This window comes from Roseococcus sp. GW821-FHT12F05 (assembly GCF_058806835.1).
This window is the reverse complement of sequence record NZ_JBXAQB010000013.1, coordinates 150755-162993: the sequence shown is the minus strand read 5'-3', so window position 1 is coordinate 162993 and position 12239 is coordinate 150755. Positions and strand designations below refer to the sequence as shown.

Sequence of the window (12239 nt, the reverse complement as noted above, 5' to 3'; positions counted from 1 at the left end):
AGGTGCAGGAAACTGAGTTTCCTGCCGGGGTGCTCGAGGGGCGGAGCCCCTCGAAGACAGAGGAAGTTCCCATGCTCGTCACCATCCCCGAGGTCCTCACGCTGGAGGAGGTCCTGCATTGCCGCCGGGCCCTGGAGGCCGCCGCCTGGGCCGACGGCCGCGCCACCGCCGGCGAGCAGTCCGCCCTCGTCAAGTTCAACCTGCAGATTCCCGAGGGCAGCCCCGTCGCGCGCGAGCTCAGCGAGCTGGTCCTGCGCGCTCTCGGGCGGAACGCCATGTTCACCTCGGCCGCGCTGCCCTTTCGCGTCTATCCGCCGATGTTCAACCGCTACGACCTCGGCATGAAGTTCGGCGCACATGTGGACAACGCCATCCGCGTGGTGCCGAACGCCGGCGGCTTCCGCATGCGGGCCGACGTCTCCTCCACGCTCTTCCTCACCGATCCCTCCGAATACGACGGCGGCGAGCTGGTGGTGGAGGACACCTACGGCCACCAGAAGGTGAAGCTGGAGGCGGGCAGCATGGTCGTCTATCCCGCGACCAGCCTGCACCACGTGACCGAGATCACCCGCGGCAGCCGCTGGTCCTCCTTCTTCTGGTCGCAGTCGCTGGTGAAGGACGACGGGCAGCGCGCCTTCCTGCACGAGATGGACCTTGCGATCATCCGCCTGCGCCAGGAGCTGCCGGACGACCATCCGAGCGTGCTCTCGCTGACCGGCTGCTACCACAACCTGCTGCGGCGCTGGTCGGAGATGTGACCTTCGATGGGGAAAGGACGCAGCATCGCCACGCCCCGGAATCGCCGCATGGGCTATGCTCGCGTCGGCATTGCAGGGGAGGAGCTCGACGCCCAGCTCGCCCAGCTCCGTGCGGAGGGCTGCGAGCGCATCTACAGCGAAAGCACGAGCGGTGCCCGGCCCAGCCGGAACGAGCTGCCAAGGATGCTCAGGGCCCTGCAGGCGGGCGACCAGGTCGTGGTGACGCGCATCGATCGTCTCGCCCGTTCCACCGTCGAGCTCTTCGCCATCGTGAAGCAGATCGTGGAGGCCGGGGCATCCTTCCGGTCCCTGGCCGAACCCTGGGCCGACACCAACAGCGACGCGGGCCGGCTCATGCTGGCCATGCTGGGCGCACTCGTCGATGCGGATCGCGACCTGCTTCGCACGCGGATGGCCGAGGGCAAGAGCCGCGCGAGGGCGCGCGGGCAGCACATGGGACGCTATCCCTCCCTCACCCGCGAGCAGCAGCAGGAGGCGCGCCAGCGGCGCTCCCAGGGGGCGACCCTCGCCGAGCTGGCGGAGTGCTACAACGTGTCCAAGGCGACCATCTCCCGGCTCGGCAGAGACACGTGATCCGCCCGCAAGCTGGAGCGGCTCTTCCCGACAGTCAGGCCAGCCTGACCCGCGTCCCCGAGGTGCGGCGCAGCTCCGCCAGCAGCCCCGTCGCGCGACGCAGGTCGGCGGTGCCGTGGCCCTCGCGGAACCGCGCCTGGATCGGGGCCAGGATGTCCAGCGCCCGGGCCGCGTGGCCCTCGCGGCGGAGCAGCGCCGCGAGGCTCGTCGCCGTCCGCAGCGCCCAGGCCAGCGCGCCGCTGCTTCCGGCCAGCTCCAGCGAGCGCCGGAAAAGCTCTTCCGCCTCGTCGGCGCGGGCGGAGTCCCGTCGGAGCAGCACCTCCCCCTGGACCCGCAGCAGCTCGGGCCGGCACCAGCCTTCCCCGCTGCGCGCGGAGAGCACGAGGGCCTGGCCGATCGCCGCCTCCGCCTGGTCGATGTCGCCGAGCTCGGCCAGGGCCATCGCCAGCTCGGCGAGCGCGTTCAGGGTCACCGCGGCCGCGCGGATTCGGCCCAGCATGTCGAGCGCCTCGCGCAGGGCCTCCGCCGCGCCCCGGCCTCCGCCGCGCCGGACGCGCAGCAGGCCCGAGAAGCAGCGCGCGGCCAGGCTCCACCCCTCCAGCCCATGTCCCGCCGACCGCTGGAGCGCGAGGCCGACCATGCGCTCCAGCAGGTCCAGCTCGCCGGCGAAGAGCGACACCGGGCAGCCGCCGAGCACCACCGCGTAGGAGAGCGAGCCCGGGTGGTTGAGCGCGACCGCCTCCTCGACATTCTCCGCGGCCAGGGCCAGGGCCTGGTCAGGATGCCCGCGCAGCCAGAGGGTCTGGGCGAGGGTGCAGCGCGCGGAGATCCGCTGGTCGAACTGGAAGTCGGGGATGTCGGTGCGCGCGACCAGGCCGCCCCCGCCCGCCAGCATCGTCCGGATGTGGCGCTCCGCCTCCTCCAGGCGTCCATAGTAGAAGCAGCTCACGCCCATCAACCGGTGGCTGATCCGGCTGTGGCTCGGATCGCGGGTCACGGCGGAGAGCCGTTCGAAGGCCTCGGCCGTCGCCATCGCCTCGGCGTATTCCGCGTTGTTGCGGTGGCCGGCCCAGAGGCCCCAGAGGCCGCGGGCCTCGTGCCCGGCATCGCCGAGATCGCGCGCGATCCGGACCACCTCCGCCCAGGCCTCGCGCTGCTCGCGGCCGGAGCCGTGGATGTTCACCAGCGCGCCGCCGAGCGCCGCGTGCAGCCGCATGGCCGCGTCCGAAGAGAGCTCCTCCTCCTCCAGCGCGCCGATGGCCCGCTGGGCCCGCATGCGGCACTCGCCGACGAAGGAAAGGTGAAACCACAGCGGGACCGCGGCCACGGTCAGCGCGATTCCCATCACGCGATCGCCTCCGGTGGAGAACGCCCAGTCGAGCGCCGCGCGGACATCGTCGATCATGCGGCCGTGCACTTCCTGCCATTCCGCGGGCGGCGCGGCATCGCCGCGCCGGCCCGCCTCGGACAGCCGCTCCAGGCAATGTTCGGCATGCCGGCGGAAGACGATCTCCGCCTCCGCCTCCGCCATCAGCTTCTCGATCGCGTAGGAGCGCGCCGTGTCGAGCAGCCGGTAGCGCCTGGCGTCCTCCCCTGCCGGAAGGCCCAGCAGGGATTTGGCGACGAGGCCCGCAAGGCCCTCCATGACCGCGGCAGGCGCGAGATCGGGCGCCGAGGCCACACGCTGGGCGGCCTCCAGGTCGAAATGGCTGCGGAAGACGCCGAGCGCGCGGAAGATCCGCTGCTCCTCCGCTGTCAGCAGCCCGTAGCTCCAGTCCAGCGTCGCGCGCAGCGTGCGCTGCCGCGGCGTCGCGGTGCGGAAGCCCTGGCTCAGGAGGGAGAGCCCGTCGTCGAAGCGGGTCAGCAGCTCCGCGAGGTCGAACTGCCCGAGCCGCGCCGCCGCGAGCTCGATCGCCAGGGGGATGCCCTCGAGCCGGAGGCAGAGCTCCGCCGCCTGCCGGGCGCGGCCGGCGTCGAGGACGAAGGTCTCGTCGACCGCCGCCGCGCGCTCCGCCAGCAGCTGGACCGAGGGGCAGCGCAGCAGCTTCTCGATATCGCCGACGGCCCCGGCGTCCGGGAGCTCCAGCGGCGGCACGCGGGTTACCGTCTCGCCGGGGATGCGCAGCGGCTCGCGGCTGGTCGCCAGCAGGCGCAGGTCCGGCGCGGCGCTGAGCAGCTCCGCCGCCAGCCGCGCCGCTTCCTCGACGACGTGCTCGCAGGTGTCGAGCACGATCAGGCATTCCCGCCCCGCGAGGTAGCGCGCGACCTCGCGCCTGGGATCGCCGGAGCTGATGGCGAGGCCGAGCGCCTGGGCCAGCGCCACCGGCGCCAGCATCGGCTCGGACAGGGGCGAGAGGTCGACGAAACAGGCGCCGTCCGCGAAGCGGTCCTGCGCCGCCTGCGCGGCGGCGAGCGCCACCGTCGTCTTGCCGATCCCGCCCGGCCCGACGACGGAAACCAGGCGGCTCTGCCGGAGCTGGGCGTCCAGCCGCGCGATCACCCGGGCGCGGCCGATGATCCGGGCCGGGACGGCGGGGAGGCGGCCCGCCGCCGCCCTATCCGCGGAAGGCGGCGCGGTCACGAGGGGGGCGACGAAGGAATAGCCGCGGCCCTTGGCAGTCGCGATGTAGCGCGCGCCGTTCCGGCCGTCGCCGAGCGCCTTGCGCAGCGCCGTCATGTGGACGCGCAGCGTGTTCTCCTCGACCAGGGTGTCGGGCCAGACGAGCGCCATGAGCTCGGACCGGCCGACGGTTCGTCCGGCCCGCTGCGCGAGCGCGATCAGGATGTCGAGCGCACGGGCGCCGAGCTTGAGCGGCTGCCCGGCGTGCAGCAGCAGCTTCTGCCGGGGCAGCAAGCGGAAGGAGCCGAAGAGCAGGGTGTCATTGGCCTGCGCATCGCCCGCCGCGGATGTCGCGCCCTTGACTGTTCCGATGTCGGCCATGTCTAGGCCCCGAAAACAGCGGAACTTTCCGGCGAGGGCAAGTCTTGCGCGCTGTTCTGCCGCCAGCCGGGGGATCGCAACATTTCTTCCCCCGCAGCGTGCGCCCGGTCTAGCCTGTCCGGAGGAGGAACGATCCAATGCGCATACCTGCCACTGCCCTGGCTGTGGCCGGCGCCTGCATGCTCGCCATGCCGGCCGCGGCCGAGGTCACCCGCTTCGAGCTGACCGGTGCTCCGCAGCCGGCCTTCGAGGGCCGTTCCTTCGGGGATGCGGGCCGCTACGAGCGGCTGACCGCCCGGGCCACCATCGCGCTCGATCCCACCGATCCGCGCAACGCCGTCATCGCCGATATCGCCCTTGCGCCGCGCAACGCGCAGGGCCGGGTGGAGGCCGTGGCCGAGGTGGTGCTGCTGCGCCCGGCCGAGGCTTTCCGGGGTAGCGGCACGCTGCTGGTCGAGGTGCCGAACCGCGGCCGCGAGCTGGCCGGGCAGCTCTATGACGAGGGGCCGGCCAACGGGCTGCTGAGCGGGCAGAACCCCGGCAACGGCTTCCTGCTGCGCCGGGGCCTCACCCTCGCCTGGGTCGGCTGGCAGGCGGACATCGCGCCGGGTACCGCCCTTCGGCTGGAGGCGCCGGTGGTGCCCAACGTCACTGGCCTCTCGCGCGAGGAGTTCCTGTTCGATCACACGACCAGCCCGGTCACGGTGCGGCTGACCTATCCGGCGGCGGGCGAGCAGGGCGCGACGCTCACCGTGCGCGGCCGCTTCGAGGATAACAGGCAGACCCCGGCCGGCCTCTCCTTCCGCTTCCTCGAACCGAGCCGCATCGAGATCACGCGGCCGGCCGGCTTCGACGCCGGCGCGCTCTACGAGTTCACCTACACGGCGAAGGATCCCGTGGTGCAGGGCGCGGCCTTCGCCGCCATGCGCGACGTCGCGGCCTTCCTGACGCGAGAGCGCGGGGAGTCCAACCCCCTCGCGACGAACGGGCGCGTCACGGTGAACCGCGCCATCCTGCATGGCGTCTCCCAGTCCGGCCGCTTCGTGCGGGACTTCCTGTATCTCGGCTTCAACGAGGACGAGCGTGGCCGCCGCGTCTACGACGCGATGCTGCCGCATATCCCGGGCACGCGCCGCACCTTCACCAATGCGCGCTTCGCCCAGCCCGGCCGCAACCCCACGCCGCATGGCGACCGGCTCTACCCGGCCGACCAGTTCCCCTTCACCTACGCGATGACGGAGGACCACCTGACCGGCCGGCGCGACGGGCTGCTGCTGCGCTGCCGCCTGTCCAGCACCTGCCCGCTCATCATGCAGACGGACAGCGAGTACGAGTTCTGGGGCGCCCGGGCCTCGCTGCTGGTGACGGACACGCGCGGCAACCACGTCGAGCTGCCGCCCGAGGTGCGGGCCTATGCCATGACCGGCCATCCGCATTTCTCCGCGGCCAATGCGGTGGCGGCACGGATCGACCGCTGCGCCCTGCCGGTGAACCCGCTGCATGCGGGGGCGCCGATGCGCGCGCTGCTCGTGGCCATGGAGGAGTGGATGCGCGAAGGCGTGGAGCCGCCCTCGACCCGCTACCCGATGCGAAGCCAGGGCACGCTGGTGCCGGCGGCTGGGCTCTATACGGGGATCTCCGCGCTCGGCTACCGCGGCGCCTATGGCCCGGCGCAGCTCGTGGACAACAGCGTCATGCCGCCGGCCGTGCGCGGCGAGTACACGGTGCTGCTGCCGCGCGTGGATGCGGACGGCAATGCCATCGGCGGCGTGCGGAATGTGATGCTGGAGGCGCCGAAGGCGACCTACACCGGCTGGAATCCGCGTGCGGAAGGCTTCGCGCCCGGCGCGCTCTGCTACAACACCGGCGCCGTGCTGCCCTTCGCCGCCACGCGCGCCGAGCGCGAGGCTGTCAGCGATCCCCGGCCCTCGATCGAGGAGCGCTACGCCACCTCCGAAGGCTATGTCGCCGCGGTCCGCGCCGCGGCCGAGCGGCTGGCGGCGGAACGCCTGCTGCTGGCCGAGGATGTCGAGGCGGTGGCCGCCGCGGCGACGGCCGATACCCTGGCGCGGCTGCGCCGCTAGCGTCCAGGACACGACACAGCCGCCGGCCTGTTCGCGCCGGCGGAGCAACTGGCTTTCCAGGCTCCCGAACATGATGCGGGCGCCCGGGTCGTTTGGGTCATCGCCAGCCTCGCACCGACACTGGAGGGAAGAAGGTCGTCAGCGGCCCGGCCGGGGCCGGTGGACCCTCGGTTTCTTCCGTTTCATCCCGGCATGCGCACCCTTGCGCCGCCTGCCGGGCAATGCATTATATAAATTATAAAAACGGGAGGAGCGCGGGGCATGAACCTTCTGCCGCGCCCGGCGGATGTGTCGGTGTCGCCAGCCCCTGAAGGCGGGGAGGCCCCGCTTCTTTCCGTCGAGGAGCTGAGGATCGAGTTCGCCACCGGCCGGGGCACCCTCCGCGCCGTGGACGGCGTGAGCTGGTCCGTGCTTCCGGGCGAGACGCTGGCCCTGGTGGGCGAATCCGGCTGCGGCAAGTCCGTCTCCGCGCTGGCGGTCATGCGGCTGCTGACGAAGCCGGCGGGTCGCATCACCGGCGGCCGCGTGATGTTCCAAGGCCGCAACCTGCTCGACCTCTCGGAGAACGAGATGCGGGAGATCCGCGGCCGCGACATCTCCATGATCTTCCAGGAGCCGATGACGAGCCTGAACCCGGTGCTCACCATCGGGATGCAGATCGCCGAGCCCTTGAAGATCCATCTCGGCATGACCGACGCCGAGGCCCGCGCCCGCTCCATCGAGCTGCTGGGCCTGGTCGGCATCGCCGATGCCGAGCGCCGGCTCGGCCAGTACCCGCACCAGTTCTCCGGCGGCATGCGCCAGCGCGTGATGATCGCGATCGGCCTGGCCTGCGACCCCCGCCTCATCATCGCCGACGAGCCCACCACCGCGCTCGACGTCACGATACAGGCGCAGATCCTGGAGCTGATGAAGGACCTGTCCCGGCGCCTCGGCATCACGCTGGTCATCATCACGCACAATCTCGGCGTGGTGGCGCGCTACGCCGACCGCCTCGCGGTCATGTATGCGGGCCGCATCGTCGAGCAGGGCAGGGCGGAGGAGGTGTTCCGCGCCCCGCGCCACCCCTACACGGTGGGGCTGCTGCGCTCCGTGCCGCGCCTGGACGAGGCGCGCCACGGTCGCCTCGAGACCATCGAGGGCCTGCCGCCCAGCCTCTTCAACCCGCCCACGGGCTGCCGCTTCGCCCCGCGCTGTCGCTGGCGCCAGGACATCTGCGCGACGGACCCGGCCCTGCGCGATCTCGGCGGCGGCCAGCGCTCGGCCTGCCACTTTGCCGAGCAGATGCCGCCGCCGCCCGCGGCCGAGACGCGCGGGGCCGCGCTCCACCGCATCGGCGGCGATGCGCCGCTGGTGCAGCTGCGCGGGCTGACCAAGCATTTCGACGTCCGCCTGCCGGGCCTCTTCGGCGGCAAGGCGGTGGTCCGCGCGGCCGAAGACGTCACCTTCTCCATCGGTCGCGGCGAGACGCTGGGGCTGGTGGGCGAGAGCGGCTGCGGCAAGACCACGGTGGGCCGCCTCGTGCTGCGGCTGGAGGATCCGACGGCCGGGCAGATCATCTACGACGGCGAGGACCTCGCCACCGCCTCTGCCTCTCGGATGAAGGAGCTGCGCACGCGGATCCAGGTCATTTTCCAGGACCCCTTCAGCTCGCTCAACCCGCGCATGAGCGTCGGCGACACCATCGCCGAGCCGCTGGTGAAGCGGCGGGGATTCAAGCGCTTCGCCGCGCGCGACCGCGTGGCGGAGCTGCTCGACCAGGTCGGCCTCCTGCCCGACATGGCCGAGCGCTTCCCGCACCAGCTCTCCGGCGGGCAGCGGCAGCGCGTCGGCATCGCGCGCGCGCTCGCCATGGAGCCCGACTTCATCGTCTGCGACGAGCCCGTCTCGGCGCTGGACGTCTCGATCCAGGGGCAGATCGTCAACCTGCTCTCCGAGCTCCAGGCGAAGCTCGGCATCGCCTACCTCTTCATCGCGCACGACCTCGCGGTGGTGCGGCACCTCTCGCACCGCATCGTCGTCATGTACCTGGGCCGGGTGATGGAGATCGCGGACCGCGACACGCTCTACGCCCAGCCGCTGCACCCCTATACGCGCGCCCTGCTGGACGCGGCGCCCATCCCCGACCCGGTCATTGAGCGCGCCCGCGCCCCGCGCGCGCTGGGCGGCGAGCTGCCCTCGCCGCTGTCGCCGCCGACCGGCTGCGTCTTCCACACCCGCTGCCCCATAGCCGGGCCCGAATGCGCGCAGACCGTGCCCGCCCTGCGCGAGATCCACACCGGCCATATGGCCGCCTGCATCAAGCTCTGAGGAGGCACGCCGGATGTTCCGCTACGCCGCCCGCCGCATCGCCCTGATGATCCCCACGCTGCTGGGCGTGGCGCTGCTCACCTTCTTCATGCTCCGCGTCATCCCCGGCGACGTCGTCGAGGTGAAACTGCGCGCCGATGGCGGCCACGTCACCGAGGAGATTCTTCAACGCGAGCGCGCGCGCCTCGGCCTCGACAAGCCGCTGCCCGTGCAGTTCGCCGCATGGATGAAGGGGCTCGTCACGCTGGACCTCGGCAATTCCATGTGGACCGGCCGCCCCGTGGCCGAGGAGATCGGCACGCGCATCGGCCTGACGCTGCAGGTCTCGATCATGGCCGCCATCATCTCCGTGCTGATCGCCATCCCGCTGGGGACGATCTCCGCGCTCTTCCGGGACACCTGGATCGACTACGCAGTACGGATATTCACCATCGCGGGGCTGGCCGTGCCCTCCTTCTGGCTCGGCATGCTGGTGATCCTGCTGCTGCTGAACGTCTTCCACTGGTCGCCGCCGGTCACCTACACCTCCTTCTTCGAGGACCCCGTGCAGAACCTGGCGCAGCTCATCTGGCCGGCGCTGGCCGTGGGCTACCGCTACGCGGCCGTGGTGGCGCGCATGGTGCGCTCCTCCATCGTCGAGGTGATGCGCGAGGACTATATCCGCACCGCCCGCGCCAAGGGCGTGTTCGAGCGGCTGGTGGTCTCGCGCCACGCCATGCGCAACGCGCTGCTGCCGGCCATCACCGTCATCGGCCTGGAATTCGCCTTCCTGATCGGCGGGCTCGTCGTGACCGAGCAGGTGTTCAACCTGAACGGCATCGGCCGGCTCTTCGTGGACGCGGTCTCGCGCAACGACTTCATCCTGATCCAGGCGCTGGTGATGCTGCTGGCCTTGGTCTTCGTCTGCATGAACCTGGTGATCGACATGCTCTACGGCGTGCTCGACCCCCGGGTCCGCTACGGCTGAGGGGCGCTGCCATGTCCGCCACCATCCTGCGCGTCACGGCAGTCCCGGCCCGGCCGCGCCGCCGCAACCCCGTGCTGGCCTTCGTCGTCGCGCAGCCGCTCGGCGCCGCGGGCCTCTTCGTCATCCTCGCCATGAGTACAGCCGCGATCCTCGCCGAGGTGATCTCCCCCTTCGATCCGGAGACGGTCGACTTCGTCGCCATGCTGGAGGCGCCGTCCTGGACGCATCCCTTCGGCACCGATGCCTTTGGCCGCGACATCCTGACGCGCATCATCTACGGCGCGCGCACGGCTCTTACCATCGGCTTCTTCTCCTCCTTCATCGGCTGCACGCTGGGCGGGCTGCTCGGCACGGCCTCGGCCTATTTCGGCGGGCTGACGGACCTGATCATCCAGCGCTTCGTGGACGTGATCCTTTCCTTCCCGATCATCGTGCTCGCGCTGGTCGTCGTGGCCGTGATGGGCAAGACCTCGCTGGCCGGCATCGACCTCAACCTGATCTTCGCCATCGCCATCCCGATCATCCCGCGCGCGGCCCGCGTGGTGCGCTCGGCAGCGCTGTCCGTGCGGGCGATGCCCTATATCGATGCGGCGCGGGCAGGGGGCTATTCCTCCGCCTACATCATCCTGCGCCACATGGCGCCGAACGTGCTGGCGCCTTTCCTGATCCTGCTGACGGCCTATGTCGCGCAGGCGATCCTGCTGGAGGCGTCGCTCTCCTTCCTCGGCCTCGGCGTCTCCGAGCCGAAGCCGGCCTGGGGGCTCATGCTCGCCGGCGACAGCTCGAATTTCTACCAGGAGGCCCCCTGGATGATTCTCTTCCCGGGCCTCGCCATCTCGCTCGCGGTCTTCGCCTTCAACCTTTTCGGCGATTCCCTGCGCGACTGGCTCGATCCCAAGTTCCGCGCCTGATCCACCAAGAATAAAAAATCTCAAGGGAGTCCGACCATGACCCAGCAAGACCTGTCCCGCCGCGCAGTGCTCGCCATTCCCGGCCTCGGCGCCCTGTCCAGCGTGGCCCATGCGCAGGGTACGCCGCAGCGCGGCGGCACGCTGAGCTTTGCCGTCGCGGCCGAGCCGCCGACCTACGACCTGCACCAGTCCGCCACCTTCGCCGTGATGCATCGCGTGGCCCCGCACTACTCCACGCTGCTCCGCTACGAGCCCGGCAACTACCCCAACATTGTGGGCGACCTGGCCGTGAGCTGGGAGGCCGCGCCCGACCTGCTGACCTACACCTTTCGCCTGCACCCGAACGTGCGCTTCCACGACGGCACGATCCTCACCTCCGAGGACGTGCGCGCAAGCTACCAGCGCATGATGGCGCCCCCGCCGGGCGTCACCTCAAGCCGGCAGCCGTCCTTCTCGCAGATCGCTGCGATCGAGACGCCCGATCCGCTGACCGTCGTCTTCAGGATGAAGAAGGTCGACGCGGCCATCATGGACAACTTCGTCTCGCCCTGGAATTCGATCTTCAGCGCGGCGCGGCTGGCACAGGATCCGAGCTTTCCTGTCCGCAACATCATGGGCACCGGGCCGTTCCGCTTCGTCGAGCATGTCGCGGGCTCGCACTGGGTGGGCCAGCGGTTCGACGGCTACTTCAAGGAGGGGCTCCCCTATCTCGACGGCTTCCGCGCCATCACCATGTCGCCCTCGGCGATGGTCAACGCGCTTTCCGGCCGGCAGATCCTGGCGGAGTTCCGCGGCTTCACGCCGAACGAGCGCGACCGCATCGTGCGCGCGCTCGGCCAGGACGCGCGGGTGCAGGAAAGCAGCTGGATGCTGCATATGGGGCTCAGCATCAACAACCAGAAGCCGCCCTTCGACGACGTGCGCGTCCGCCGCGCGCTCACGCTGGCGCTGGACCGCTGGGGCGGCTCGGACTCGCTCATGCGCATCTCGCAGCTCGGCGAGGTCGGCGGCATGATGCGGCCGGGCAGTGAATGGTCCGCCACGCGCCAGGAGATGGAGCAGTGGCCGGGTTATGGCCGCGACATGGCGGCCAACCGCGCGGAGGCGCGGCGCCTGCTCAAGGAGGCGGGCCAGGAGAACCTTTCCTTCACGCTGATGAACCGCAACCACCAGCCCTATGTCACGACCGGCATCTTCGTGGTGGACCAGCTGCGCCAGATCGGCGTGCGGGCCGAGCACCAGCAGGTCGAGCTCGCCGCCTGGTACGCGGCCCAGGGCAGCGGGAACTTCCAGGTGATGATCGACAGCTTCACCCAGCTCAGCGACGACCCGACCAACACGCTGGTGAAGTACATCTCCTTCGATCGCGCCGAGGTGGCCATCTCGCGCGCCACCGACCGCGAGCTGGACCGGCTCTTCGACGCCCAGGCGGAGGAGGTCGACAAGGCCAAGCGCAAGCAGCTCGTCCGCCAGTTCGAGGCGCGCGCCATGTCCCAGGCCTATGGCGTGCCGATCTTCTGGTGGCAGCGCATCGTGGTGATGAACAGCCGTGTCCAGGGCTGGTCGATCTCGCCCACCCACATGATCTACCAGGACCTGCGCGATGTCTGGATCGCGCCGGAGCGGCGCTGAGGCCGTGATGCTGCTGCACGCCAGGAACGGCGAAAGAACCGG

At 70.8% G+C, this 12239-nt stretch carries 8 protein-coding genes; 7 read left to right on the top strand and 1 reads right to left on the bottom strand.

Translation table 11 applies throughout. The features are described 5' to 3' along the window. Nucleotides 1-71: 71 nt before the first annotated feature. Together AC1ROY_RS25650 and AC1ROY_RS25645 are read left to right on the top strand one after the other, a co-directional pair. Nucleotides 72-758 carry a Fe2+-dependent dioxygenase gene (locus AC1ROY_RS25650; RefSeq protein ID WP_493151753.1) on the top strand — a complete coding sequence of 229 codons (687 nt, stop codon included), beginning with the start codon at nt 72-74 and terminating at the stop codon, nt 756-758. A 48-nt stretch (nt 759-806) separates the two neighbouring features. Continuing rightward, on the top strand, nt 807-1352 hold the full coding sequence (locus AC1ROY_RS25645; RefSeq protein ID WP_493151752.1) for a recombinase family protein: 546 nt from the start codon (nt 807-809) through the stop codon (nt 1350-1352). Nucleotides 1353-1386: 34 nt separating this feature from the next. Here the strand turns inward: AC1ROY_RS25645 and AC1ROY_RS25640 are convergent, their stop codons facing one another. Beyond that, complete coding sequence (locus AC1ROY_RS25640) at nt 1387-4293, bottom strand: ATP-binding protein (RefSeq protein WP_493151751.1); 2907 nt, start codon at nt 4291-4293, stop codon at nt 1387-1389. A gap of 137 nt (nt 4294-4430) precedes the next feature. On the opposite strand from AC1ROY_RS25640, the gene AC1ROY_RS25635 reads away from it, so the two are divergent. The 5 genes from AC1ROY_RS25635 (at nt 4431) to AC1ROY_RS25615 (ending at nt 12197) form a co-directional block, all read left to right on the top strand. Then, entirely contained in the window at nt 4431-6377 is a 1947-nt protein-coding gene (locus tag AC1ROY_RS25635) for an alpha/beta hydrolase domain-containing protein (RefSeq protein ID WP_493151750.1), read from the top strand. Between the two features lie 261 nt (nt 6378-6638). Then, nucleotides 6639-8687 carry an ABC transporter ATP-binding protein gene (locus AC1ROY_RS25630; protein WP_493151749.1) on the top strand — a complete coding sequence of 683 codons (2049 nt, stop codon included), beginning with the start codon at nt 6639-6641 and terminating at the stop codon, nt 8685-8687. Between the two features lie 13 nt (nt 8688-8700). Then, on the top strand, nt 8701-9654 hold the full coding sequence (locus AC1ROY_RS25625) for an ABC transporter permease (RefSeq protein ID WP_493151748.1): 954 nt from the start codon (nt 8701-8703) through the stop codon (nt 9652-9654). 11 nt (nt 9655-9665) lie between these two features. Beyond that, nucleotides 9666-10565, top strand: coding sequence for an ABC transporter permease (locus AC1ROY_RS25620; RefSeq protein ID WP_493151747.1), 900 nt, complete (start codon nt 9666-9668; stop codon nt 10563-10565). A gap of 36 nt (nt 10566-10601) precedes the next feature. After that, complete coding sequence (locus AC1ROY_RS25615; protein ID WP_493151746.1) at nt 10602-12197, top strand: ABC transporter substrate-binding protein; 1596 nt, start codon at nt 10602-10604, stop codon at nt 12195-12197. The last annotated feature ends 42 nt before the right edge of the window (nt 12198-12239 follow it).

Bases quoted from the DNA above. Each gene is read 5' to 3' on its own strand.
- AC1ROY_RS25635 (WP_493151750.1), top strand. From the start codon at position 4,431: ATGCGCATACCTGCCACTGCCCTGGCTGTGGCCGGCGCCTGCATGCTC.
- AC1ROY_RS25620 (WP_493151747.1), top strand. From the start codon at position 9,666: ATGTCCGCCACCATCCTGCGCGTCACGGCAGTCCCGGCCCGGCCGCGC.
- AC1ROY_RS25640 (WP_493151751.1), bottom strand. From the start codon at position 4,293: ATGGCCGACATCGGAACAGTCAAGGGCGCGACATCCGCGGCGGGCGAT.
- AC1ROY_RS25630 (WP_493151749.1), top strand. From the start codon at position 6,639: ATGAACCTTCTGCCGCGCCCGGCGGATGTGTCGGTGTCGCCAGCCCCT.
- AC1ROY_RS25625 (WP_493151748.1), top strand. From the start codon at position 8,701: ATGTTCCGCTACGCCGCCCGCCGCATCGCCCTGATGATCCCCACGCTG.
- AC1ROY_RS25615 (WP_493151746.1), top strand. From the start codon at position 10,602: ATGACCCAGCAAGACCTGTCCCGCCGCGCAGTGCTCGCCATTCCCGGC.
- AC1ROY_RS25650 (WP_493151753.1), top strand. From the start codon at position 72: ATGCTCGTCACCATCCCCGAGGTCCTCACGCTGGAGGAGGTCCTGCAT.
- AC1ROY_RS25645 (WP_493151752.1), top strand. From the start codon at position 807: ATGGGCTATGCTCGCGTCGGCATTGCAGGGGAGGAGCTCGACGCCCAG.